This window comes from Streptomyces sp. R302 (assembly GCF_012927245.1).
Taxonomy (GTDB): Bacteria; Actinomycetota; Actinomycetes; order Streptomycetales; family Streptomycetaceae; genus Streptomyces.
The window spans coordinates 249,403-271,672 of record NZ_JABBGE010000007.1 but is presented as its reverse complement, the minus strand read 5'-3'; the positions used below and the strand labels follow the sequence as shown (position 1 = coordinate 271,672).

21 protein-coding genes and 1 pseudogene are annotated in these 22,270 nt (G+C 73.5%); 12 read left to right on the top strand and 10 right to left on the bottom strand.

All coding sequences use genetic code 11. The features are described 5' to 3' along the window. Positions 1 to 101: 101 nt before the first annotated feature. Together HHL19_RS23020 and lanL are read right to left on the bottom strand one after the other, a co-directional pair. Positions 102 to 257, bottom strand: a complete 156-nt coding sequence (locus HHL19_RS23020) for a VenA family class IV lanthipeptide (protein ID WP_169092192.1) — start codon at positions 255 to 257, stop codon at positions 102 to 104. Positions 258 to 337: 80 nt separating this feature from the next. Continuing rightward, positions 338 to 3,643: a class IV lanthionine synthetase LanL gene (lanL, locus tag HHL19_RS23015; protein ID WP_169092191.1), complete on the bottom strand. Its 3,306-nt coding sequence runs from the start codon at positions 3,641 to 3,643 to the stop codon at positions 338 to 340. A 362-nt stretch (positions 3,644 to 4,005) separates the two neighbouring features. Between lanL and HHL19_RS23010 the strand changes: the two genes are divergently transcribed. Continuing rightward, positions 4,006 to 4,596 (top strand): dihydrofolate reductase family protein, encoded by a 591-nt coding sequence (locus HHL19_RS23010; RefSeq protein ID WP_169092190.1) that lies wholly within the window; start codon positions 4,006 to 4,008, stop codon positions 4,594 to 4,596. A gap of 30 nt (positions 4,597 to 4,626) precedes the next feature. Here the strand turns inward: HHL19_RS23010 and HHL19_RS23005 are convergent, their stop codons facing one another. Continuing rightward, entirely contained in the window at positions 4,627 to 5,316 is a 690-nt protein-coding gene (locus HHL19_RS23005; RefSeq protein WP_169092189.1) for a LysE family translocator, read from the bottom strand. Positions 5,317 to 5,436: 120 nt separating this feature from the next. Between HHL19_RS23005 and HHL19_RS23000 the strand changes: the two genes are divergently transcribed. The 4 genes and pseudogenes from HHL19_RS23000 to HHL19_RS22985 all read left to right on the top strand — a co-directional run bounded on the left by HHL19_RS23000 (position 5,437) and on the right by HHL19_RS22985 (position 8,490). Next, the gene (locus tag HHL19_RS23000) at positions 5,437 to 5,889 is read left to right on the top strand and encodes an Lrp/AsnC family transcriptional regulator (RefSeq protein WP_169092188.1); all 453 of its coding nucleotides are present in this window, start codon (positions 5,437 to 5,439) and stop codon (positions 5,887 to 5,889) included. A gap of 109 nt (positions 5,890 to 5,998) precedes the next feature. Next, positions 5,999 to 6,670: a HEAT repeat domain-containing protein gene (locus HHL19_RS22995; RefSeq protein WP_169092187.1), complete on the top strand. Its 672-nt coding sequence runs from the start codon at positions 5,999 to 6,001 to the stop codon at positions 6,668 to 6,670. Between the two features lie 3 nt (positions 6,671 to 6,673). Then, positions 6,674 to 7,468 (top strand): annotated as a pseudogene (locus tag HHL19_RS37620) (MerR family transcriptional regulator); the annotation flags it as partial. Between the two features lie 629 nt (positions 7,469 to 8,097). Then, a complete protein-coding gene (locus HHL19_RS22985) occupies positions 8,098 to 8,490 on the top strand; it encodes a heme-binding protein (protein WP_346768382.1) in 393 nt (130 codons plus the stop codon). Positions 8,491 to 8,518: 28 nt separating this feature from the next. Here the strand turns inward: HHL19_RS22985 and HHL19_RS22980 are convergent, their stop codons facing one another. Next, complete coding sequence (locus HHL19_RS22980; RefSeq protein WP_169092185.1) at positions 8,519 to 10,573, bottom strand: phospholipase C, phosphocholine-specific; 2,055 nt, start codon at positions 10,571 to 10,573, stop codon at positions 8,519 to 8,521. 1,010 nt (positions 10,574 to 11,583) lie between these two features. Here HHL19_RS22980 and HHL19_RS22975 point away from each other — a divergent pair. Further along, the gene (locus HHL19_RS22975) at positions 11,584 to 11,862 is read left to right on the top strand and encodes a PQQ-binding-like beta-propeller repeat protein (protein WP_346768381.1); all 279 of its coding nucleotides are present in this window, start codon (positions 11,584 to 11,586) and stop codon (positions 11,860 to 11,862) included. A gap of 36 nt (positions 11,863 to 11,898) precedes the next feature. Here HHL19_RS22975 and HHL19_RS22970 read toward each other — a convergent pair whose 3' ends face one another. Both HHL19_RS22970 and HHL19_RS22965 read right to left on the bottom strand, forming a co-directional pair. Next, positions 11,899 to 12,258, bottom strand: a complete 360-nt coding sequence (locus HHL19_RS22970; protein WP_169092184.1) for a metalloregulator ArsR/SmtB family transcription factor — start codon at positions 12,256 to 12,258, stop codon at positions 11,899 to 11,901. Positions 12,259 to 12,411: 153 nt separating this feature from the next. Then, positions 12,412 to 12,786: a hypothetical protein gene (locus HHL19_RS22965; protein WP_169092183.1), complete on the bottom strand. Its 375-nt coding sequence runs from the start codon at positions 12,784 to 12,786 to the stop codon at positions 12,412 to 12,414. A 228-nt stretch (positions 12,787 to 13,014) separates the two neighbouring features. Here HHL19_RS22965 and HHL19_RS22960 point away from each other — a divergent pair, with 228 nt between their 5' ends. Both HHL19_RS22960 and HHL19_RS22955 read left to right on the top strand, forming a co-directional pair. Next, the gene (locus HHL19_RS22960) at positions 13,015 to 13,875 is read left to right on the top strand and encodes a macro domain-containing protein (protein WP_240981811.1); all 861 of its coding nucleotides are present in this window, start codon (positions 13,015 to 13,017) and stop codon (positions 13,873 to 13,875) included. After that, entirely contained in the window at positions 13,841 to 15,634 is a 1,794-nt protein-coding gene (locus tag HHL19_RS22955; RefSeq protein WP_346768380.1) for an ADP-ribosyltransferase domain-containing protein, read from the top strand. Before HHL19_RS22960 ends, HHL19_RS22955 begins: the two co-directional genes overlap by 35 nt. Before the next feature lie 23 nt (positions 15,635 to 15,657). Here HHL19_RS22955 and HHL19_RS22950 read toward each other — a convergent pair whose 3' ends face one another. Continuing rightward, positions 15,658 to 16,488 (bottom strand): SDR family oxidoreductase, encoded by an 831-nt coding sequence (locus HHL19_RS22950; protein ID WP_169092182.1) that lies wholly within the window; start codon positions 16,486 to 16,488, stop codon positions 15,658 to 15,660. Positions 16,489 to 16,665: 177 nt separating this feature from the next. Here HHL19_RS22950 and HHL19_RS22945 point away from each other — a divergent pair, with 177 nt between their 5' ends. Continuing rightward, positions 16,666 to 17,526, top strand: a complete 861-nt coding sequence (locus HHL19_RS22945) for a helix-turn-helix transcriptional regulator (protein ID WP_169092181.1) — start codon at positions 16,666 to 16,668, stop codon at positions 17,524 to 17,526. On the opposite strand, the gene HHL19_RS22940 is transcribed toward HHL19_RS22945, so the two are convergent. Further along, positions 17,518 to 18,354: a dienelactone hydrolase family protein gene (locus HHL19_RS22940; protein ID WP_169092180.1), complete on the bottom strand. Its 837-nt coding sequence runs from the start codon at positions 18,352 to 18,354 to the stop codon at positions 17,518 to 17,520. The two genes, HHL19_RS22945 and HHL19_RS22940, sit on opposite strands and share 9 nt — an antisense overlap. Positions 18,355 to 18,464: 110 nt before the next feature. Here HHL19_RS22940 and HHL19_RS22935 point away from each other — a divergent pair, with 110 nt between their 5' ends. The 3 genes from HHL19_RS22935 to HHL19_RS22925 all read left to right on the top strand — a co-directional run bounded on the left by HHL19_RS22935 (position 18,465) and on the right by HHL19_RS22925 (position 21,029). Further along, positions 18,465 to 19,451 carry a helix-turn-helix domain-containing protein gene (locus HHL19_RS22935; RefSeq protein WP_169092179.1) on the top strand — a complete coding sequence of 329 codons (987 nt, stop codon included), beginning with the start codon at positions 18,465 to 18,467 and terminating at the stop codon, positions 19,449 to 19,451. A gap of 599 nt (positions 19,452 to 20,050) precedes the next feature. Then, positions 20,051 to 20,305: an SPASM domain-containing protein gene (locus tag HHL19_RS22930; protein WP_169092178.1), complete on the top strand. Its 255-nt coding sequence runs from the start codon at positions 20,051 to 20,053 to the stop codon at positions 20,303 to 20,305. Positions 20,306 to 20,705: 400 nt separating this feature from the next. Beyond that, positions 20,706 to 21,029, top strand: coding sequence for a WhiB family transcriptional regulator (locus tag HHL19_RS22925; protein WP_169092177.1), 324 nt, complete (start codon positions 20,706 to 20,708; stop codon positions 21,027 to 21,029). A 44-nt stretch (positions 21,030 to 21,073) separates the two neighbouring features. Here the strand turns inward: HHL19_RS22925 and HHL19_RS22920 are convergent, their stop codons facing one another. Together HHL19_RS22920 and HHL19_RS22915 are read right to left on the bottom strand one after the other, a co-directional pair. Further along, entirely contained in the window at positions 21,074 to 21,451 is a 378-nt protein-coding gene (locus tag HHL19_RS22920; RefSeq protein ID WP_169092176.1) for a GNAT family N-acetyltransferase, read from the bottom strand. 90 nt (positions 21,452 to 21,541) lie between these two features. Further along, entirely contained in the window at positions 21,542 to 22,270 is a 729-nt protein-coding gene (locus HHL19_RS22915; protein WP_169092175.1) for an SDR family NAD(P)-dependent oxidoreductase, read from the bottom strand.

The following is a 22,270-nucleotide window of genomic DNA, read 5'->3' as shown; positions in this document are numbered from 1 at the left end:
GGTCTCGTCCTCGTCGGTGGGGCCGGGCGGGCGGGGTCCGGGGCCTCGCCCCGGCCGGTGGCTGCCCCGGGACAGCCACCGGCCGGGGGAGGCGGTACGGGCTACGCGCAGCTCACACCGATGCAGACGGTGTTGAGGAGCGTGAGCAGGCCGACGCACTCGCAGGTGGCGGCGAACGGCGCGCCGTCGACGCCGACCGGGTCGGTCTCCGGAAGGGCGTGCAGCTGGGCGAGGAGTTCGAGGTCCTTGTTCTCCATGGTCTTCTCCTTCTTCTTCGTGGTGTGTCGTTTTCTTCGCGCCGTTCCTCGGGGTGCGGCGGCGGCGTGCCCGCCGCCGCTCAGACCGGCAGCTGGACCATCCAGTGCCGGGGCTCGGTGTGGCGTACCCGCAGGAGGAACGCCAGGATTCCGGCGGAGCCGTCGCTCCAGCCCGTCGAGACCTCCCCGTACTCGTTGGGGAAGACGACGTGACCGCCGCGCAGGGACCGTTCGGCGAGGAGGAGGCGGGCCAGGTCGCCGGCCCGCGCGCGGTGCGCCGGGTCGCCGGTGGCCTCGGCCAGGTCGAGGAGGAAGTCGCCGTTGCCCGCGAGGCCGTGGCACTGGGTGAGCGCGGCGCGCGAGGCCCGCTCGACGACGGCCCGGCCCGCGGCGCGGGCGAGGCTGCCGAACCGGTCGTCGCCGGTCGCCCGCCACAGCCGCACCAGGAACGAGCCGATGCCGGCCGAGCCGTGGCACCAGTACGGAGCCGTCGGCACGTCCCCCGTCTGCGCCGGCCACTGGGCCGCGCCGCCCACGTCCACGGCGTGGGCCACCAGGTGCTCGCCCGCCGCCACGGCCAGCTCCCGGTGGACCGGGCTGCCGGTGACGGACGCGGCGGCGAGGAGGAAGCAGCCGATGCCCGACGAGCCGTGGGCGAAGCCCAGGTAGCGCTTGCCCGCCTCCTCGGCGACGGCCTCCGCCGGCACCGGCCAGCTCACCCCCGACGCCTCCCGCCGGGCCGCTTCGGCCAGCCGGTCGGCCGCCTCGCCGACCAGCGCGGCCAGCCGCGGATCGCCCGTGCGCCGCCACAGGTGGACGCTCGCCATGCCGCTGCCCGCCGTGCCGTGGGTGATGTCATGGCTCGGCGTCGGCCGCTGCGGGGCCACCGCCAGCGCCAGGGCGTGGTCGACGAGCGCCCGGTCCCCGACGGCCCGCCCGGCCTCGTACAGCGCCCAGGCGGTGCCGCCTGTCCCGAAGTGCAGGCCGGGACGGGCGGAACGCGGTTCGGTACGCTCCGCGATCCAGCGCCCCGCGACGGCGAGCGGTCCCGGAAGCCGGGGATCGCCGGTCAGCTCGAAGTACCGCGTGAGCACGGCCAGGACACCGGCCGCACCCTGCTGCACGCTGCACGGATCGCTCTCCCCGGCCAGCGTCGACACCGGCCACAGCCTCCGGTCGTCGCCGGGCGTCATCGTGTCGACGAGGTGCCGCACGATCCCGTCGACGGCGGTCCCGATCGCGTCGCCGCAGGCGGGGGCACAGGCCGGGGGAGGGGAGAGGGCCGCGGACGGGGCGTTGGTCGTGGGCGGGGAGAGGGGCGTGGGCGGGACGTTGGTCGTGGGAGGGTCGAGGGGCGCGGCGCAGGCCGCGGGCGGGGCGGCGGAGCCGGCCGAGGACGGCCGTGACGGGCGCGCCGTCGGCACGACAGCCGGCAACTCGGCGGCTGTCGGACCGCCGGCCGTTGACCCGGCGGCCCCCGGCCCGCCGGCTGTCGGACCGCCGGCTGTCGGCCCGTCGGAAGTTGACCGGTTGGCTGTCGACCCGTCGGCCGTGGACCCGTTGGCCGTGGACCTGTCGGCCGTGGACCCGTCGGCCGTTGGCCCACCGGACGTTGCCCGGCCGGCAGCCGACCCGCCGATAGTTGACCGAGTGGCTGTCGGCTCGCTGGCTTGCTGCCCACCGGCCGTAGACCGGGCGGCAGTTGGCCCACCGGCCGTTGATCTTCCGGCAGCCGACCCGTTGGTGGTTGATGGAGTGGCTGTCGGCCCGCTGGCTGTCGGACCGTCGGTATTCGACGGGGCGGCTGTCGGCCCGCCGGCTTGCTTCCCACCTGCCCCCGACCGGGCGGCAGTCGGCCCACCGGCCGTCGACCGCGCTGCTGCCGGCCCGCCGACCGGCGACACACCGGCCGTCTTCCCGCCGTCCGTCAGCCCGAGGGCCTCCCGGGCCCTGCCCGGGTCCCAGCGGGCGTTCGGATCGTCGCGCATCAGGCCGAGGATCGACTCCCGTATTCCTTCCGGGAGTCGTACGGAGACGAGAGAGGCGTCCAGCCACTCGGCCAGCCGCTCCTCCGCCGGCCGGTGCTGCGGCTCCTCGGGCAGCAGGTTCGGCACCTTGCCCGCGAGGACGAAGCACACGGTCGCGCCGAGGCTGTAGTAGTCGGCGGTCGGGGAGACCGGCGCGTCGAGGAGGCGCTCGGGGGCGCTGAAGCCGGGCGTGCCCACCCGGGTCGGGAGGGCGGCGTCGTCCGCGAGGACGGCCAGTTCCAGGTCGATCAGGCGCAGTTCGCCGTCCGGGCGGACCATCACGTTGCCGGGCGTGAAGTCGCGCAGCACGCAGCCGTGTTCGTGGGCCGCCGCCACGAGGTCGACGAGGCGCGCGACCTGGGCCGTCGCCTCGGCCCCGTACCGCTCGCCGCCGAGGTCGCGGAAACGCTCGGCTACCCAGGTCCGCAGCGGGACGCCCGGTACCTCCTCCTGTGCGAGGAACAGGTGCCCGCCGTGCTCGAACAGGGCCAGCGGCTCGGGCGCGAGCCCCGAGCCCCGCAGCTTCTCCAGCGTCCGCGCCTCGGCGCGCAGCCAGTCCCGGACGTCGCTGCCGGAGGCGTCGGCCTCGACGTGCGGGCGGGTCTCCTTGATGACGACGGGCGCGCCGGTGCGGACGTCGCTGCCCCGGTACACACCGCCCTTGTTGGTGTGCCGGATCGCCTCCCGTACCGAGAACCGGCCGCCGACGACCACCGGGCGGGGCGCGGCGGCAGTCGGGGCGGGGGCGGGGGAGGGGACGTGGGCCGGGGCGGGGAAGGGGCTGACGGCCCACTCCGGGGGCGTGTACCGCCCGGTGCGCCGGTCCTCCACCGGATTGCCGTCGGGGTCCTCGAAGTACCAGACCAGCAGGCCGTCGTCCGACAGCCGCCGCCGGCCGACGAAGGCGCCGTACCGGTAGTGGACCAGGCTGTCGGCGGCGTACTGCTGGTCGGAGAGGATCCGGGGGCCGGCGAGTCCCGCCGTCGCTCGGTGCAGCTCCGCGGCGAGGCGGGCCGCGTCGGCGTCGGAGCGCGGGTACACCGTCAGGAACTTCCCGGAGCTGCCGCGCGGTGTGGCACGGGAGTTGAGCGCGCCGACCCGCTCAAGCGAGCGGGCGAACTTGAATCCCGAGGCGTCCGGGAGGAGCACCTCAAGGGACTTCAGGAGGACGGCGGGCGCCGAGGCGGCCGTCGCCGACACGTGCAGCTTCCAACCCTGAGGCCGCTGCTCCCCGTCGAGGGGCGTCACCCGGCACCACATGTCGTCGGACCTGGTGGCCCAGCGCCCGCCCGTGTCCGTGGCGAGCAGGGCCCGGTGGAGGAGGTCTTCGAGTAAGGCTTCGGTGGCGTGGCTCGTCATGCCCATCCCTCTCGACGGTGGCAACCGCTGGCGGGAACGTGCCCGGCGCACGTGTCGGACCCACATATCCGGTGCCGGATTCACCGGTTCCGCCGAGCGCGCGCCGTAGTTGTCCCACCCTGAGGTGCGACCGGAGCGGAACGGCGCACAGCAGCTCACCAGGGGGTTCCAAACCCTCCTGACCAGGCCTTCGGCGCACGCGAGTTGGGCGTCGGCCGTGCCGGGGAGCAGTCTGCGGGCATGCCCCGGGAAAATTTTCCGGGAAAGTGTCGCGCCGGATGTAGAGCCCGCCTTCGCGGCTCCGACCCAGGGGTGACGGTGTCACAGGGGCACCGGCGTACACCTGAGGATCGGTCGACACCATGGGCAAGCTCATTCACTTCGTGCACCAGTCCCTCGACGGTTACATCGAGGGCCCGAACGGCGAGTTCGACTGGCCGGCGATGGGCCCGGAACTCTCCGCCCACTCGCGGGAACTGACTCCGGAGGGCACGCTCTTCCTCTACGGCCGCAAGGTGTGGGACCTGATGTCCGGCTTCTGGCCGCAGGCCGAGCGGTACTCGCAGGACCCGCACGACCTGGCCTTCGCGCCGGTCTGGCGCAAGGCGCCCAAGATCGTCGTCTCCCGCACCCTGCGCCAGGACGCCCTGGACGAAGGCGCCTTGGGCGAGGCCGCGCACAACACCCGCCTGATCTCCGACCACGCGGCCGAGGAGCTGACCGCCCTGAAGGAGGCCGGCCACGACCTGGTCCTCTTCGGAGGCTCGGAGCTCGCCGCCCACCTCACGGAGCACGGCGTCATCGACGAGTACCACGTCGTCGTCCACCCCGTCCTCCTCGGCGGCGGCCGGCCCGCCTTCCACCCCGCACAGGCCCGCACCCCGCTCGCCCTCGCCGGGACGCGCACCTTCGACGGGCGTGCCGTCCTCCTCGTCCACACCCGCACGGCCTGACGGAGGAGGGAGCGGGACACCGGCGGCCCGTCAGCCCGCCAGGTGCTCGGCCAGCAGCAGGGCGCCGATGGCGATCATCATGACGCCGGAGACCCGCGTCACCGCGCGCGCGGCGGTGGGCCGGCCGCGCAGCACCGTGCGGGCGAGGACGCCGACGCCGAGGTAGACGACGGCGCAGGCCGTCATGTGGAGCGAGCCGAGGAGACCGGTCTGCGCGGCCACCGGCCAGCCCGTCGCCGGGTCGATGAACTGCGGGAAGAGGGAGAAGTACAGCAGCAGCGCCTTCGGGTTGAGGCCGCTGATCCCCATTCCGCGCAGCGCGAGCCGCGCCCCGGACACCCCCGTGCCCCCGGACACCCCTGTGCCCCCGGACACCCCTGTGCCCCCGGAGGCCCCCGTGGCCGCCGCTGCCCCCGCGGTCTCCTCGGAGGCCGTCAGGACGGCCGGCTGCCGGAGCACGCCGACGCCCAGCCAGACGAGGTAGCAGGCGCCGGCCAGGGTGAGCGCGGTGAGGACGGCCGGCGAGCTCGCGACGAGGACGACCAGGCCCGCGACGGCGAGCAGGGTGTACCCCGCGTAGCCGGCGACGAGCCCGGCGACGGCGGGCACGACCGACCGTCCGCGCAGTCCGGCTGAGATCGCGTACGCCCAGTCCGCGCCCGGCGTGAGGACCAGCAGCAGGTCCACGGCCAGGAAGGCCGCCAGTGTGGTCGTGTCCAATGGTTCGGGCCCTCTCACGTGCTCACGTGCCGTATGACGTGAGGAAGGCTAGGCGGGATATGCCCGAAAGTGTTCCCTTCTTTACCCCGCTGAGGTCGCATATAGGGGAGAATTTCCCTCATGGATGCCATGGACCGGAAGATTCTTGCCGAGCTGCAGCAGGACGGCCGTCTGACCGTCACCGAGCTCGCCGCCCGCGTGCGGCTCAGCGTCTCGCCCTGCCACCGCCGGCTGCGCGACCTCGAACGCGCCGGAGCGATCCGCGGCTACCGCGCCGTCGTGGATCCGGCGGCCGTCGGTCTGAACTTCGAGGCGCTCGTCTTCGCCACCCTCCGCTGGGAGGACCCCGACACCGTCACCGCCTTTGAGGAGGCCGTCGCGGCCGTCCCCCACGTCCTCCAGGCCCAGCGCCTCTTCGGCGAGCCCGACTACCTCCTGCGCGTGGCCACCGCCGACCTCCCCGCCTTCCAGGAGCTCTACGACCAGCGGCTCGCCCGCCTCCCCGGCGTCCAGCGCCTGACCTCCACCCTCGTCATGAAGCACGTCGTCGACGACCGGCCCCTGCCCCAGTGACCGCCGGTCGCCCGCACGGCACCGGCGGTAGCCGGCACGGCACCGGTGGCGCGCGCTTGACCTTGACACGGTGACAAGCCTTTGACTGCCGGGCGAGGAGGTGGTCCCGATGACCACGACGTATCAGGACCCAGAGGTAGGCCGCGCGCTCCGGGCGCTCGCGGACGACCGCCCGTCGGTGCGGCTCAAGGCCGCCCTGGCGGTCGGCACGACGCCCGACGCGCGGTTCGTCGACGCGCTCGTCGAGCGGTGCGCCGTCGAGCCCGAGTTCTTCGTCCGCGACATGCTGACCTGGGCCCTGACCAGGCACCCCGAGTCCCTGACGCTGCCCCGCGTGCTCGCCGAGCTCGGCTCGGAGCGGGCGCGGGCACGGAGCCAGGCCCTGCACACCCTGTCCAAGATCGGCGACCGGCGGGCCTGGCCGGCGATCACCCGCGCGCACCTCACCGACACCGACGACGAGGTGGCCAGGGCCGCCTGGCGGACGGCCGTCCTGCTCGTGCCGGACGGCGAGGAGCCCGCCCTCGCCACCGTCCTCGCCGGCCAGCTGGGGCGCGGCGGACGGGAGACGCAGCTCAGCCTGAGCCGGGCGCTGATCGGGCTCGGCGACGTGATCCTCCCGGTCCTGGACACCGCGGCGGCCGGCCCCGACCCGCTGGTGCGCGCCCACGCCCTCGCCACCCGGCGGATCCTGCGCGACCCCGACACCGGATTCGAGTACGCGATCGAGGAGGCGAAGCGCGTCGTGGCGCTCGACGGGTCCCCGGGGGAGGGACACTAGGGCGTGTTGATCGGTGAAGTGGCGCGTCGCTCCGGCGTCAGCGCCCGCATGCTCAGGCACTACGAGAAGCTCGGCCTGGTGCGGCCCTCGGACCGCACCGGATCCGGCTACCGGGAGTACCGCGACGAGGACATCCGGCGGATCTTCCACATCGAGAGCCTCCGCTCGCTGGGGCTGTCGCTGCGGGAGATCGGCCGCGCCCTCGACGACCCCGGCTTCACGCCCGGGCGGCTCGTCGGCGACCTCATCGAGCAGACCCGCGCCCGCATCGCCGCCGAGACCGAACTGCTCACCCGGCTGCGCCGCATCGACGCCACCGAACCCGCGGGCTGGGACGACGCCCTGCGGGTCGTGGCACTGCTCCAGGCCCTCGGCTCGGCGAGCAAGGACACCTGCCAGCGCGCCGCGCTCGCCGCCGCCGACGAGATCCCCGTACCGGTGGAGGCACTCGTGGAGGCCGCCCTCGGCGAGACGGAGACCAACGTCGCGGGCGCCCTCCGCTGGGCGCTCGCCCGCTCCGGCGACGGCGGCCCCGCCCTCCTCGCCCACGCCCTGGACTCGCCGGACCCCGCGGTACGCGAACGCGCCGTCCGCATCCTCGCCGGGCTCCCCGGCGCGGACGCGACCACCTTGCTCCGCACGGCCCTCACCCACCCCGACCCGGTGGTCGGGGCCCAGGCGGCCCTCGCGCTCGGCAACCGGGGCGACGCCGACGCGATCCCCACGCTCGTCGAGATGGTCGTCGACGGCCGCAACGACACCGACGCGGCCGACGCGCTCGCCGCCCTGGCCACCGACGACACCCAGGGCGACGCCATCGCAACCGAACTCCTCACCCGACTCACCACCCGAGACGCCGCCACCGCCACCCCAGACGCCCCCTCCGCCACCCGAGACGCCGACGCCTCCGCTCCAGACGCCTCCGCCGCCCCAGACGCCGACGCCGCCTCCGCCGCCCCGGCCATCGCCCGTGTCGCCGCCGCCGACGACGGCGCCTCCGCCGCCGACCCGGTCAGCGACCCCGTCGCCGCTGGTGCCGCCCCAGACGCTGACGCGGCCAGCGCCTCCGCCGCCCGGGGTCGGCTTACCCAGGCCCTCGCGGACATCCCCGGGCCCGTCGCCGCCCGCGCCCTCGCCGGTCTCACGCGGGACGCGGACCCCGGCGTCGCGCTGACCGCGACGTACCTGCTCCGCCTCCGGGACGGCCGCTGACCCACCCCCACCCCGGCCGGGCGGGCAGTGTCGGTGGCCCGCGCCCCGCAGGCCGCCGCGACCGGGCCGGGAGTGTCCGTGGAGAGATCCACGCCGGGTGTACGCGTCGCGGCCTGCGGCACCTTGATGGCGATCGGCCGGGGCCTCGGCCTGGCCGTCCCCGCGCCGGCGACGGCCGACGCCCCCTGCCGGTCGGCGGCGTCGCACCCCAGAACGTGGTCACGACCGCGCACCTGACGGAGCGGGCCGCCGAGAAGGCCGCGCGCGCCGCGCTGGCGGCGGCCGTCACCGTCCTGGACCGCAGCGGCAACGCGTTCGTCGTCCTGCGCGGCGACGGCGCGGCATCCCACACGTACGAGTCCGCGCACCGGAAGGCGTACACGGCGGCGTCGTTCAACGCCCCGACGTCGGTCCTCGTCGGCCGCGTCGAACAGAGCCCGACGCTCGCCGGCATAGGCATAGGCATAGGCATAGGCATAGGCATAGGCATCGGCCATCCGCATCGGCGTCGCCGGCGCGCCCAGCGGTCTCCTCGACGAGGAGTTCGCCCAGGCGGGCGTCGACGCCCTCGGCCACTGACACCCCCACGGGGGCGGCACACGCCGTGACGCGCGCGTGCCGCCCCCCCCGGGCGAGTCAGTACGTGAGGATGCCCGGGTCCGTCACACCCTCCGCGCCCGTCTCCACGTGCCCGGCCAGGCGGCGGACGTAGTCGGCGTGGGCGGCCGAGGTGACCGTGACGTCGTACCACCGGCCGGAGTCGGCGAGCGGCACGGTGTGGGTGACGGTCGCGCCGCGGGCCACCGTCAGCGTCTGCGGGCCGCCCGCGTAGGCGTTGACGAGGGTCACCGTCGTGTCGGCGCCGGCGTTGGTGAAGGTGAGGCGCAGGGAGCCGGTGGCGGCGTCGTGGCGGGCGGTGACCTCCGGGACGGCCGTCTTCCCCGGCGAGCGGAAGCGGCGCAGGAAGCCGTTGGGGCCGTGCACGGTGAGGTCGGTGGTGCCCTTGGAGTACTTGGTGTTCCAGGTGTCCGCGATCGACGCGCCCGCGCCGGTCGTGTACGTCCAGGGCGCGTCGGTGCGGTTCGCGGACGTCACGTAGAACTGGGCGCCGGCGGACGGGCCGCCGCTGAAGGCGAGGCGGAAGGTGCCGGCCGTCGTGTCGGCGGAGCCGTCGACATACGGGGCGTACGCCAGCGGACGCGTCGGCTTCGCCCCGGGCTCCTGACGCGGCATCGTCCCCACGGCCGGCGCGGTGGCGAGGAAGTCCGGGTGGCGGTCGCGGTCCGGCGGGTAGTAGCCGGCCGTGGACGGCAGCGCGGCCGGCTGCGGCTGGGCGCGGCCGAAGTCGAAGGCCGAGGTCAGGTCGCCGCAGACGGCCCGCCGCCAGGGCGAGATCTGCGGTTCCTGGACGCCGAAGCGGCGCTCGATGAAGCGGATGACCGAGGTGTGGTCGAAGGTCTCGGAGCAGGTGTAGCCGCCGGTGGACCATGGGGAGACGACGATCATGGGGACACGGGGGCCGAGGCCGTAGGGCCCGGCGACGTACCCCGTCTTCCCGGGGAAGTGGTCCAGGGCGGTCGGCGTGGTCGACAGGCCCTGCGCCGCCGAGGCCGGGACGTACGGCGGGACGACGTGGTCGAAGAAGCCGTCGTTCTCGTCGTAGGTGATGAACAGCGCCGTACGCGCCCACACGTCCGGGTTCGAGGTCAGCGCGTCCAGAACCTGGGCGATGTACCAGGCGCCGTAGTTCGAGGGCCAGTTGGAGTGCTCGGAGAAGGCCTCGGGGGCGGCGATCCAGGAGACCTGCGGCAGTCGCCCGCCCTGCACGTCGGCGCGCAGCCGGTCGAAGTACCCTTCTCCCGCCTTGGCGTTGGTCCCCGTCCGCGCCTTCTCGTACAGGGGGCTGCCAGGCTGCGCGTTCCGGTAACTGTTGAAGTAGAGCAGCGAGTTGTCGCCGTAGTTACCCCGGTACGCGTCGTTGATCCAGCCCCAGGAGCCGGCCGCGTTGAGCCCGTCGCCGATGTCCTGGTAGATCCGCCAGGAGACCCCGGCCGCCTCCAGGCGCTCGGGATACGTCTTCCACCCGTACCCGGCCTCGGCGTTGTTGAGCACCGGCCCGCCGCCGGTGCCGTCGTTGCCGGTGTGCCCCGACCACAGGTAGTAGCGGTTCGGGTCGGTCGAGCCGATGAACGAGCAGTGGTACGCGTCGCAGATGGTGAACGCGTCGGCGAGCGCGTAGTGGAAGGGGATGTCCTCCCGGGTCAGGTGCGCCATCGTCGCCTTGGTCTTGGCCGGAATCCACTGGTCGTAGCGCCCGTTGTTGAACGCCTTCTGGCCACCCGCCCAGTCGTGGTTGAGCCCCTGGAGGAACTCCATCCCCAGCTTCGCGCTCTCCGGACGGAACGGCAGCGTCACCTTCTTTCCGTCGGCTTGGTTCCACACCGACTTCCCGCTCGGCAGCGTCACCGGCCGCGGGTCGCCGAACCCGCGCACCCCCTTCATCGCCCCGAAGTAATGATCGAAGGAACGATTCTCCTGCATCAGTACGACGATGTGCTCGACGTCCTGAAGGGTGCCGGTGGACCCCTGCGCGGGAATCGACGCGGCCCGGGCGATGGACTCGGACAGCGCGCTGAACGCGACGGCACCACCCGCCAGCTGAAGAAACCTGCGACGATCGAGATCGGCCATGGGGGAAGCCTCCGGAAGACGAGCGGACACGGGAACCGAGCGCCGGCCACGGACCGGCGCGGAGCGCCCCAAGAAGAGCGCCCGAGAACCACCACCCCACGACCGTCCCGTGACTTCCCGCTGTACACCCGAAGAAATCCCCCACACCCCGGAAGCACCGGAACCCACCCCTGACCGCTTGCGCCGATGTGGGCGTGCCCTCGGCGGTGACCGTCGGCGAGAAGCGCGGCCGGATCGTTCGACGGAGGGTGGTTCTACGACGGCGAGCTGCTGATCGATCTCGGGTCCGGCCGGGTGGCCTCGGGCCCTTCAGGGACGGCGCGAGGTGCTACGAAGCCGTCGTCGAGGCCGTCGACCGGAGCGACGTCCCACGGGGAGCCCGACTGGGAGCCGCGTCGTCGGGTCTGGGACGTCCACGGCCTGCGGGACGGGCGGGTCGTGGCCTGTCTGGACGGAGTACTCGCCGAGGCGTGGCTGCCGGACTAGCGACCCCACTGGCGCGTTCCGGACGACGAGGGCGGCCGACAGCTCGTCGTGAGGGACGGCGAGCGCGAGGCCTGGGTGAACGTGGAGCGTCGGCGCGTGCGCTGGGCGGGTCGGGAGCAGGTCGTCGTACCGCCTTGCGCGGCGAGACCCTCCCTCCCGGAGGGAACGGTGCTCGACCTCCTGCATCCCGGATTCCGTACGGCCCTGAGGGCTCCCGACGACGGCTGGCTGCTGCCCCGCCCCGCGAGCGGCGACAGGCGCGCCCCGGAGCCGGCCGCGCTGACCGGCCCGACGCGTACGGCTCCGGAGTCGTACGCGTCGGTGGGAGCCTTCGACGCCGTCGACAACGCCCTCCCCGTCCGCCACGCACGGCAACTGATCGCGCTCCAGGGTGCGTTGGGTGAGCCGTGGAACGACCAGTGGGTGGTGGCCGTCGATCCGTCCGGCCCCGACGGCGCCCCCACCGTACGGCAGCTGTTCCCCCGTGACTGGGACGCGGGGCGCGGCCTGCGCCTCCATCCTTCGTGGCCAGGTGGAGCCTTGAGGACGGAGCCGTGCACTGGCTCTTCGACGCCGATGCCCCCGTCACCGCCCTGGCCGGGGACGAGGACACGGTCTACGGCGCCTTCGGCTCGGGCGAGCTCGTGGCGCTGCGCACCCAAGACGGAGGAGTGCGGTGGCGGCACCGGCTGGAGCTCGGCGGGCGGGCCGTCGTACCGCTCTCGCTCGTCCGCGCCGGGGCGGGGAGGGTGCTGATCGGGGCCGTGGACGGGCGGGTCCTCGACGTGGCCGCGGAGGGCTGACGTCGGTGGGCGCGGCGGCGGGATCGCCGGGTCCGTTCAGCCGCGCCGTGGGGGCGGGGCGGTGGCACTCTCGGCGTGGCGGAGTTCGGCGAGGAGTTCGCTCTGGCCGACGAGCAGTTCGGTGAGGATGCGGCGGGCGGCCTTGAGGAGGTCGGCGACGTCGCCGCCGGCGAGTGCGTAGCTGACGGTGGAGCCGTCGCGGACGGAGACCACGATGCCCGAGCGGCGCAGGACGGCCAGCTGCTGGCTGAGGTTGGACGGCTCGACGTCGATGTCCTTGAGGAGCTCGCGCACGGGAACAGGGCCGTCCTTGAGCAGTTCCAGGACGCGGATCCGGACCGGATGCCCGAGCATGCGGAAGAACTCCGCCTTGGCCTGGTACAGCGGCACCTGCATGCGACGACTCTCCCCGACGTTCTGACCTGTGCTGACGGGCCCATCCTCCCGTGTCCCGGCGTCCGCACGCCCTCGACTGCGTCACTTTCGGATGTGTCGACTTGAAGACTTCTTCAAGTCGTGGGCGTGCGGAGCCGGGAGTCAGGGGGACGGTTACAGCTCCAGCTCCGCCTCGATGCGCTTCAGCTGGTGCCGTGCCATGGCCAGATTCGCGCGGTTCTTGTCCAGGACGATGTACAGGAACAGGCCGTTGCCGCCCCGGCCCTTGAGCAGCCGGATGAGGTGGTACTGGGTGTCGAGGGTGATCAGGACGTCCTCGATGCCGTCCTCGATGCCCAGCATCTCCATCGCCCGCAGCTTCGCCCGGACGACGTCGGTGTTGCCGGCCGCCGCCACGGTCAGGTCGAGGTCCTTGCCCCCGCCGAGCGTGCCGAGCGCCATGCCGCTCGTGTAGTCGACCAGCGCCGCCCCCACGCTCCCCTCGATGGAGGTCATCGCCTCCTTCAGAGACGTTTCCACACTCACCATCAGTACGTGCTCCCTCAGTTCTGGACATCCCGGACCGGCGGCAGACCCCCACGGCCGGGTGGTGCTCACGGACGAGGTCCACTAGACACCAAAGACGCCGAGGGCAGAGGGCTTTCGCCGGAAGACGATGCCTCGGGCATAGGCCCCGAACGGCGTTGTCAGTGGTGCCCACTAGCTTCGGAGGTGTTGCGAGAGAGTCGCACGACACCGTTCCGACAGGGGGCTTCGATGACCGACGGCTGTGTGGACACCGCGCTGCGGGTGGTGCTGACGGATGTCAACGCGGGGGTGGTGCAGGCCTGGCGCGCCGCCTTCGCCGACGTTCCCGGCATCGAGATCCGCCGGGGTTCCATCCTCGACGAGGACGTGGACGCCTGGGTCACGCCGACGAACGCGGCGGGCAGCATGGACGGCGGCGTCGACGCCGTCATCAAGCGCCACCTGGGCGCGGGTATCCAGCTGAGGGTCCGCAAGGCGATCGCCGACCGCTTCGACGGCAGCATGCCGGTCGGCAGCGCGGTGTGCGTCCCCTCGGGGGCGACCGTCCCGCGCTTCGTCATCTCGACGCCGACCATGGTCGCCTCGTCGCAGAACGTGAGCGAGACGCTGAACGTCGCCATGGCCTGCGCCGCCGCCTTCCAGGCCGTCCACCGGCAGAACCGCAAGGCGCCCGGCAGCATCCGCTCGGTCGCCCTGGTCGGGATGGGAGCCCGCACCGGCCGCGTCCCCGCCCGGGTGTGCGCCAACCTGATGTGGACCGGCTACACCCTCTTCCACGACCACTGGTTCCAGGACGACGACGAGCTGCGCGCCACCATCACCGCCCAGCTCGCCGGCATCGACCAGGCCTCGCCCACGACCCGGGTACGGATCGTTCCGCCGGGCGGCACACCGGAGGAGTACGCGCCCCCGCTCACGGGTGCGGCGGGAGGAGCGGCCGCTGCCAAAGGAGCACTCGCCAAAGGAGCCGCCGGCAAAGGGGGAGTCGCCAAAGAAGCCGCCGGCAAAGGGGCAGTCGCCAAAGGAGCCGCTGCCAAAGGCGCCGTCGTCAAAGGTGACCTCGCCGCAGGGCACCCCTTCCACCGCTGACGGCGCCCAGCCGGCCACCGCCACCCCCACCGCCGCCCACCCCGCAGGTACGACCACCGGGAGTTCCGCCGCCATGAGCGACACCGCCGCCGCCGCGCCCTCGCCGCAGCCCGACCCGAACGACCCGCTCGCCCTCGCCGAGCTGTTCACCGGCGGCGAGCCCTGGCTGCCCGTCCTCAAGCCCGTCATCGAGGCCCGTGCGGAGGCCGACCGGTTCATCGGCCCCGGCCGCAGCCCGCAGGTGGTACCCGTCCGCGAGCTCACCTTCCAGGCGCTCAAGCCGCACCCGCCGCACAAGTGGAAGGTCGTCGTCTTCGGCCAGAACCCCTACCCGCGGCCGGAGAGCGCCACCGGCATCGCCATGTTCGACAACACCTTCAACGACTGGAAGGACAGCCAGTTCGGACGGGTTGTCAGCATCCGCTGCCTCATCAAGGCGGCGGCCATGTGGAAGTACGGCATCGTCAAGAAGACCCCCATCAAGGACATCCGCGCCCTGCTGAAGGACCGCGAGACCGTCCAGCCGCCCGAGTGGTTCCAGGCGATGCTCACCCAGGGCGTCCTGCTCCTGAACGCCTCGCTGACCGCCAGCGCCGACGGCGCTCTGGCCACCGACCGGCACACCGCGTTCTGGCGGCCCGTCGCCGAGCGGATCGTCGAGGAGATCCTCCGCGCCAAGCAGGAGGCGGAGGACCCGGAGGACCGGGGCGTCGTCTTCGCCTGGTGGGGCGCCCACGCCCGCAGCCTCAAGAAGACCGTGCAGCGCCTGGAGAAGAACTACCCGGGCGTCGAGGTCCGCCACATCGACCACGCCAACCCAGCCGCACAGGGCGACCTGTTCTGCGACGGCGACCACCTCGCCACCGTGAACGACGCCCTGATGTCCCTCGGCGCCGCCCCCGTCGACTGGCTGCCGAGCAAGGGCTGGGACCGGCCCCCGGCCGGCGCGGCCACCGGTATGGGCTCCGCCACCGGTACGAGCTCCGCGACGCCGGGCGCCGGCGGCGGAACCGGCCCGGACAGCGACGTCGCCGCCCGCATGGGTGCCTTCATCGCCTCGACGATGGAGCTCCACCAGCTCTATCTGGAGCGGCTCACCAGCGTCCGCGACGAGGGCCACGTCCTGCCCCCGCTCACCGGCGTGTTCGACACCGAGCTGATGCCGTTCGAGGACGCCGTCGCCCCGGTCGCCCGGGTGCTGCGCGGCCTCGCCGGACACATCGACCGCTCCCGCGAGTTCGGCAAGCGGCGGGCCGACGAGAAGGCCGGCGCCGGACTCTCCGCCGACGCGATCGCCGCGCTCCACCTCTACACCTGCGAGTCCGGCTTCTACCGGAACATCAACGCCGTCCTCCGCTCCCCGGACCGCCACCGTGTCGTGCCGTACCTCCCCTACCTGCGGCTGCTCTTCTCGGCGGTGGAGTCGCTCCCCGCCCGCACCGAGCCCCTGTGGCGCGGCGTCGCCCTCGACCTGCGGGCCCAGTACCCCCTGGGGGAGACGGTCACCTGGTGGGGCGTCTCCTCATGCACCTCCGAGCTCGGCGTCGCCCGCTCGTTCCTCGGCAGCCGAGGCAAGCGGACCCTGTTCGAGGTGACCCCGGCCCGCGCCGTCGGCATCCGCAGCTTCTCCGCCTTCACCGGCGAGGAGGAGTACATCCTGGCCCCCGGTACCCAGCTGGAGGTCACCGACGTGAAGGCGGAGCGCGGCGGACTGTGCACCGTGAAGCTGAGGGAGGTGGAGACCCGCCTCGTCTCCTGAACGGCGCGTCGCCCGAACGGCCCTCAACTCATCTGGCCCGTGGGCATGATGGTGACCTGCTGGAGGTTCACCCGGGCCGGCAGCGAGGCGAGGAAACCGATGGTGCCGGCGACGTCCTGCGGGGTGAGCCACTCCATCGACTCCCTCGCGTCCGCCAGCCACGCCCGCGCGCCCTCGTCGGTGACGTGGCTCTGCAGCTCGGTCCCGACGATGCCCGGCTCGATCGCCGAGACCCGCACGTTCTTCGGGCCCAGCTCGGTGCGCAGATGCCGGGAGAGGTGCGTGACGTACGCCTTGGTGGCGGAGTAGACGGCGAAGGTGGGGAAGATGTTCTGCGCCGCGATCGACGAGGTGTTGATCAGGTCGGCCACCCCGCGCGCCGCGGCGGCCGCGACCAGCTGCGGGGTGAACGCGCCGGTCACGTTCATCAGACCCGTGATGTTCAGGTCGATCTGCCGCTGCCACTGGTCGGTGGCCAGCTCCTCGATCGGGGCGGGCAGCATGACGCCGGCGTTGTTCAGGAGGAGGTCCGCGCCGCCCAGTTCGGCGGCGACCCGGTCGGCCGCCGCGCGGACGGCCGCCTGGTCGGTGACGTCGGCGGCGATCGCCAGCGCCCGGCCGCCGTCCTTCTCGACGCGGGCGACGAGCTCCCCGAGCCGCTCGGCCCGCCGGGCCAGGACGACGACGTGCGCGCCGAGTCCGGCCAGCGTCTCGGCGGCGGCCTCGCCGATCCCGCTGGAGGCGCCGGTGACGACGGCGACACGGCCGCGCAGGGGCAGGGCGGCGGCGCCGAGGGCGTCCCGCGCGGCCACGGAGGTGTGGCGTACGGCAGCGAGAGTGTTCTGTGCGGACATGAGGTGATGCCTTCCTGAGGTACGAGGAGGGGGGACGTGCGGGGCTGCTCCCCGGCACACCTCAAGAACACCAGCCCACGACCCCCGCCGGGACGCCCGAGCAGGCCCTGCCGAAACAGGTACCGGCAGGGCCACCCAGGGGCCTCCGCCGCCCGCGCGGCGCCCCACACTGGAGCCATGGACCGCAGCAGAGAGATCGCCGACTTCCTCCGGGGCCGCCGTGCCGCGATCGGTCCCGAGCGGGCCGGTCTCCCGGCCGACGGCCGGGTGCGCCGCGTACCGGGCCTGCGCCGGGACGAGGTGGCCCGCCTGGCCGGGGTCAGCACCGAGTACTACACGCGCCTGGAGCAGGGGCGCGCGGGCAACCCCTCGGCCGAGGTGGTCGCGGCCCTGGCCGACGCGCTCCGCCTGGACGCCTCCGAGCGCGAGCACCTCACCGACCTGCTGCTGCCCGAACCGCACGCGGCCCGCCGTGCCCCGAACCGGCCCCAGCGGGTCCGCCCCGGCCTGTACCTGATGCTGGAGACGCTCGGCCACGTGCCGGCGTTCGTCCTCGGCCGCCGCACCGACGTCCTCGCCGCCAACCACCTCGCCCGGGCCGTCCTCACCGACTTCGACGCCCTGCCCGCCACCCGGCGCAACCTCGCCCGCTACTACCTCCTGGACCCGCGGGCCCGCGAGCGGGTCGGAGACTGGGAACGGATCGCCGCGGAGACCGTGGCCGTGCTGCGCCTGGAGGCCGGCCGCCACCCGGGCGACCGCAGACTCGCCGACCTGGTCGGCGAACTCACCCTGGGCTGCCCGGAGTTCTCCACCTGGTGGAACGACCACAGGGTGCTGCGCCGCACCCACGGAGCCAAGCACTACCGCCACCCCGTGGCGGGCGAACTCCACTTCTCCTACGAGTCGTTCCAGGTCCCCGGCGACACCGAGCAGACCCTCTGCGTCTACAACGTCGAACCCGCCTCGGAGACCGCCCGCTCCCTCCGGCTCCTCTCCGACTGGACGGCGCCCGCGCCGGCCGCCCCCTCAGCGTGACGCCTCCGCCGGGGGCGAGAGCCGCTCCGCCAGGAACGCGATGATCTCGTCCCTGGCCCGCACGGTGGGGTGCCCGGCGCTGTCCACGAGGTGGGCGGTGACGACACTGTGCGCGCAGCCGACGACCTCGCGGAAGAACGGCGGCGGGTCGGGGTTCGCCGCCTCGGCGGGAAGCACGCGCCCGTCGAAGGCCTCGCCGAGCAGCGCGCGGTACGCGGCGAACCGCCGGCCCGTGCACCAGCGGTCGCCCTCGAAGCGGTAGGCCAGCACCTTCAGCCCGTCGCGCCGGACCCGCTCGGCCACGGCGACGGCGTCCTCCGCACCCAGCTCGATTCCCGCGGGGTCGTCGAGCGGAAGCGACGGATGGTTGACGACGGGCGCGACGACGGCCGGTTCCAGCGTCATGGACAGGGCGAAGTTGCCGGTGAAGCACAGCCCGACCGCCCCGACGCCGATGCCGCCCCGCTCGGCGTGCGCCACCCGCGCGAGCCCCCGCAGCCAGGCGACCACGGGGCTGGTCCCGCCGCCGGCGAACGCCCGGAACTCGGCGCTGACACAGGCCCGCCGTACGACCGTCCCGGCCGCCTCCGCCAGCGGATAGGCCCCGTCGACGCCGAACAGCGACGGCACGTACACCGAGAAACCCGCGCCCCGGATCCACCGGGCGAACCGGGCCACGTCAGGACTGATGCCGGGCATCTCCGGCATGAGGACGACGGCGTGCCCCGCCCCGGTCACGTACACCCGCTTGCCGACGCCCTCGACCTCGACGACCCGGCACGAGAAGTCGTCCAGCGGGTCGTCGAGCTGCTTCTTCCGGTCTGTCATGGCGGAAAGCATGACGAGACCCGGCCTTCCCGGGAACGGGCGATATCGCCGATACTCCGGGGTATCCCGCCACCCACCGCGACTGACCACACCCCTGGGAGGGAAGGCCCATGAGCCCGCTGCGCGTGAGCGTCCTCGCCTACCCCGGCTGCTTCGCGTCGGAGGTGTACGGCGTCCCCGACCTGCTCACGATGGCCGCGCACGTCACCGCCGCGCGGGGCCGGACGGACCCCTCGTACGAGACCTCCGTGGTCTCGCCGCGCCGACGGGTCCTCGCGGCCGGCGGAGCCCGTATCGACGTCGCGGCCGTCCGCCCCGCCGACGTCCTGATCGTCCCCGGCTTCGACCTGCCGCCCGCGCGCGACCCCGACGCGGCGCTCGCGGAGTTCGCCCCGGAACTCGCCACGATCCGCGAGCAGGCGGCCTCCGGCACGGCCCTGGTGTCCCTCTGCGTCGGCGCGTACCTCCTGGCGGAGGCCGGACTGCTCCACGGCCGGGAGGCGACGACCTCCTGGCTGCACGCGGACCGCTTCGCGCGCCGCTACCCGGAGGTCCGGGTACACCCGGAGAGTCTGGTGGTCACCGACCGGGGGGTGACGACCACGGCGGCCTTCAGCGCGATGTACGACTTCGCCCTGCGCTTCGTCCGCGACCACGACGGCCCCGGCACCGCGCGGGCCACGGCGCGCGTCGCCCTCCTCGACGACACCCGCTCCTCCCAGTCCCCGTACGTCGACCCGGCCCTCCTCCCGACGACGGGCCACGCCTTCTCCTCCACCGTCATGCGCCACCTCGACCAGAACCTCGCCGCCCGCTACGACCTGCCGGCCCTCGCCCGCGAGTTCGGCGTCAGCACCCGCACCCTCCTGCGCCGCTTCGGCGCGGAGACGGGCCGCACCCCCCTCGCCTACCTCCACTCCGCCCGCGTCCGCAGGGCCCGCCACCTCCTGGAGACCACGGACCGCACCGTCGCGACCATCGCCGCCGACGTCGGCTACCGCGACCCCGGCACCTTCGCGACCGTCTTCACCCGCCACACGAACCAACGCCCCAGCGTGTACCGCGCCACGACGTCCATGACGCGCCCCCGCGGGTGAGTTCGCGGCCGCTGCCGGGGTCGGAAGGAGCTCGGCCAGTTCCGTAGCGTGGAGGGAGAGGGCGGTGCGGAGGGACGGTGGGGGTGAGGGCTTCCGCGGCCGTGCCCAGTTGCCACAGGGCCCAGTCGGCGTGGCGGGCGTCCAGGGAGATCAGTTCCAGGCGGAGCCGGCAGCCCGGGGCGGGTTCCTCCGCGCGGACGGCCAGGGCGGTGTCCAGAAACTCCTCGCGGTGGGACGGGTCCACGCGGACCAGCGCGGAATCGAGCGGAGCGTTCGCGCCAGGCACGGTCCAGGTTTACCTGGGCCGGTCGTTCGGCCGCTTCGGGGAGCGTGGGGGAGCTCTGACGCCTCGGCCTCTTCGACCACTTCCAGGTCCACCCGCGCGTCTATCCGGTCCGCACGGGTACGACGGTCCCCGTCGCCCTCACCCCGGGCTACCGGACCCGTTCCGAACCGCAGGGCGGGATCTCCGGTACATCAACCACTTCCTCCAGCCGGGCATCGTCGAGCAGTTCAAGGAGTTCCTCGCCGACTACCCGAACCTCTTCGACCCCGGCAACCGCTTCCAGGGCGTCCTGGAGTACGAACGGGCCGTCCAGATGATCAGCGAGGGCCCGGCGGCCCTCGCCTTCTGCTCCGGCGGCCGCACCTACTACTCCCACTCCCCGGACGGCAGCGTCAGCCCCTGTCACCGCCTGGTCGGCGACGAGGCGTTCGACGTCGGCACCGGCGACCGGGGCATCACCCGCGAGCACCCCGTGTGCGGCGGGTGCTGGGCCCGCTATCTGTGCGGGGGAGGCTGCCGCCAGGAGAACCACGTGGCCATCGAAGATCTGAACACCCACAACTCCTAGTTGTGCCAGCACCAGTTGAGGCTCGCGGAGGAGGTGGTCAAGATGCTGGCCCGCGCTACGACGGTCTACCGGAACCGCTCCCGTCCCCTGCGGCCGCCCCGTCGTCCCGAGCCCGAGAGCCGCCGCGCCCATCCCCGCCGGCGACTACGCCCCTTTCCGGATCGTCTGCTGAGCCCTTGCCGAGCTTTGGCCATAGATCCGGCCACGGAGGCTGGGGAGACCACGGAGAGTGGCCGGAAGTATGTGCGTTCGTCACCCGTTGGAGCGAAGGACGGGGCGAGGTGTAGACCCGCCGCACATGCCTACGTAGCGTGCCTGATCAACGAGGGCCGCCCGACGAGGGCGGTCCGCGGAGATCGACAGCCCGTGGGTCAAGGGGGAGTGCGTGGAAGGTAGTTGGATGGCGTCGGGGCGGTGCCGTGAGGCGGACGCCGAGGACCTGTTCGTCGAGGGGGCGGCCCAGAACCAGGCCAAGGAGCTGTGCGTGGGCTGTCCCGTACGCTCCGAATGCCTCGCGTACGCGCTGGACCGGCGGATCGAGCACGGTGTCTGGGGCGGCATGACGGAGCGGGAGCGCCGCGCCCTCCTGAAGCGCCGCCCCACCGTGCGGGACTGGGCCGGCCTCCTCCAGGCCGCCCGCCGCGAGTACGCGGCGGGTGCGGGTGCGGGTGCGGGTGCCGGTGGAGGCATGGCGACGGCGTCAGCGGTACGGCGCTCCGCCTGAGACCGGACGGACGGCCGGACGGTCAGGTGGCCGCGAGGCGCGTGTCACGCGCCGTGGGGCAGGTCGGGGATCCAGTTCTGGCCGACGAGGTCGTGGCCGAAGCCGCAGGCCTGGTAGATCCTGCGGGCCGAGACCAGGACGTCGTTGGTCCACAGGGTCACCCGCTCGTACCCTGCCTCGCGGGAGAAGGCCAGGCACTCCGCGACCAGGCGGGTCCCGAGGCGGTGCCCCCGTCCCTCCGGGGCCACGAGGAGGAGCCGCAGCCTGGCCAGGCCCGGCCGGTCGCCGCCGACCAGGAAGACGCAGCCCACGCGCCGGCCGTCGACCTTGGCGATCCAGACGCCCTCCGGGGCGGGATCGTGGCGCGTCCCGTAGTCGGTGTCCCAGCCGAACTCCCGGTGGTAGCCCTCGCCGTGGGCCATCACCGTCCACCCCAGGTCGCCGCACCATGGACCACCTCTCGCACGGAGACAGTCCTTCCGGTCACGGGCAGGTGAGGCGGCTGCCGGTCGTCAGGCCTGCTCGAAGTGGAAGGAGCGGATGAAGCAGTCCCTCGGCTGGCCGATCGCGAACAGGACACAGTCGACGACGGATTGGGCCGTCAGCGGACGGTCGGCGGTCCGGGGCGCGTCCTCCCAGGAGGGTGCGAGCGGGTCGCCGTCGTCGAAGTCGGGCGGGTAGAGGGAGATGACACGGATCCCCTCGGGGCGCAGCCGCTGCGAGAGGACGTCGGCGAAGCCGGCCTGGGCGGCCTTCGCCGCGTAGAACGCGGGGTGTGCAGGGGAACGGTTGCTCCGGGCCTCGGCCGCCGACGACACCAGGTTCACCACGTCCGCGCCGGCGGAGGCCCGCAGCAGCGGCAGGAAGTGCTTGGTCGTCAGCAGCGAGCCGGTGGCACCCGAGGCGACGGTGTCACCGATCGCGTCGTCGTCGGCGTCCCAGAGGTCCGGGCCGCGGAGGTATCGGGCACCGTTGTTGACCAGGACGTCCACGTGCCCGGTGAGGCCCGCGACGTCCCGGGCGAAGGCCCGGATCGAGGCGGGCTCGGACAGATCGCAGGCGAACGCGTGCGCCGTCGCCCCGCTGTCCGCCACCACCTCGGCCGCCACCTTCTCGGCCGTCGCATGACCGCGCGCGGACACGTACACCCGCGCGCCGAGCCGCCCCGCCCGCAAGGCCAGCGCGCGCCCGAACCCGCGTCCGGCCCCGGTGACGACCACCGCGCGCCCGGTGAGATCCAT

Bases quoted from the DNA above. Each gene is read 5' to 3' on its own strand.
- HHL19_RS23010 (WP_169092190.1), top strand. From the start codon at position 4,006: ATGGGCAAGCTCATTCACTTCGTGCACCAGTCCCTCGACGGTTACATC.
- HHL19_RS22935 (WP_169092179.1), top strand. From the start codon at position 18,465: ATGAGCCCGCTGCGCGTGAGCGTCCTCGCCTACCCCGGCTGCTTCGCG.
- HHL19_RS22940 (WP_169092180.1), bottom strand. From the start codon at position 18,354: ATGACAGACCGGAAGAAGCAGCTCGACGACCCGCTGGACGACTTCTCG.
- HHL19_RS22925 (WP_169092177.1), top strand. From the start codon at position 20,706: ATGGCGTCGGGGCGGTGCCGTGAGGCGGACGCCGAGGACCTGTTCGTC.
- lanL (WP_169092191.1), bottom strand. From the start codon at position 3,643: ATGACGAGCCACGCCACCGAAGCCTTACTCGAAGACCTCCTCCACCGG.
- HHL19_RS23020 (WP_169092192.1), bottom strand. From the start codon at position 257: ATGGAGAACAAGGACCTCGAACTCCTCGCCCAGCTGCACGCCCTTCCG.
- HHL19_RS23000 (WP_169092188.1), top strand. From the start codon at position 5,437: ATGGATGCCATGGACCGGAAGATTCTTGCCGAGCTGCAGCAGGACGGC.
- HHL19_RS22915 (WP_169092175.1), bottom strand. From the start codon at position 22,270: ATGGATCTCACCGGGCGCGCGGTGGTCGTCACCGGGGCCGGACGCGGG.
- HHL19_RS22965 (WP_169092183.1), bottom strand. From the start codon at position 12,786: ATGGTGAGTGTGGAAACGTCTCTGAAGGAGGCGATGACCTCCATCGAG.
- HHL19_RS22950 (WP_169092182.1), bottom strand. From the start codon at position 16,488: ATGTCCGCACAGAACACTCTCGCTGCCGTACGCCACACCTCCGTGGCC.
- HHL19_RS22945 (WP_169092181.1), top strand. From the start codon at position 16,666: ATGGACCGCAGCAGAGAGATCGCCGACTTCCTCCGGGGCCGCCGTGCC.
- HHL19_RS22920 (WP_169092176.1), bottom strand. From the start codon at position 21,451: ATGGCCCACGGCGAGGGCTACCACCGGGAGTTCGGCTGGGACACCGAC.
- HHL19_RS22930 (WP_169092178.1), top strand. From the start codon at position 20,051: ATGATCAGCGAGGGCCCGGCGGCCCTCGCCTTCTGCTCCGGCGGCCGC.
- HHL19_RS22980 (WP_169092185.1), bottom strand. From the start codon at position 10,573: ATGGCCGATCTCGATCGTCGCAGGTTTCTTCAGCTGGCGGGTGGTGCC.
- HHL19_RS22970 (WP_169092184.1), bottom strand. From the start codon at position 12,258: ATGCAGGTGCCGCTGTACCAGGCCAAGGCGGAGTTCTTCCGCATGCTC.
- HHL19_RS22960 (WP_240981811.1), top strand. From the start codon at position 13,015: ATGACCGACGGCTGTGTGGACACCGCGCTGCGGGTGGTGCTGACGGAT.
- HHL19_RS22995 (WP_169092187.1), top strand. From the start codon at position 5,999: ATGACCACGACGTATCAGGACCCAGAGGTAGGCCGCGCGCTCCGGGCG.